At 64.8% G+C, this 250-nt stretch carries 1 pseudogene; it reads left to right on the forward strand.

Annotated elements, in window-relative coordinates:
* Nucleotides 1-250 (forward strand): annotated as a pseudogene (locus ACTHSP_RS23950) (DMT family transporter); the annotation flags it as partial.

A 250-nucleotide genomic window follows, 5' to 3' on the forward strand; every position in this document is an offset into this window, starting at 1 on the left:
GGGCGGATGCTGGGGCAGTCGCTGCCGCCGCTGACGGGCGGGGCGGTTCGGTTTGTACTGGCTTCGGGTGTGTTGTTGGGCTGGTTGTTTGCGCGCAGCAGGTTTGCGACTTTGGCGGCTTTGTCGGCGCGGCACTGGCTGGGCTTGACTGCAGCCGCTTCCGTCGGAGTATGCGGCTATGCGGTGTGGTTTATGCTGGGTTTGCAGACTATGCCGGCAGGCAAGGCGGCGGGGGTTGTGGCAGTGAATC

Source organism: Neisseria sp. P0001.S005 (assembly GCF_051963715.1).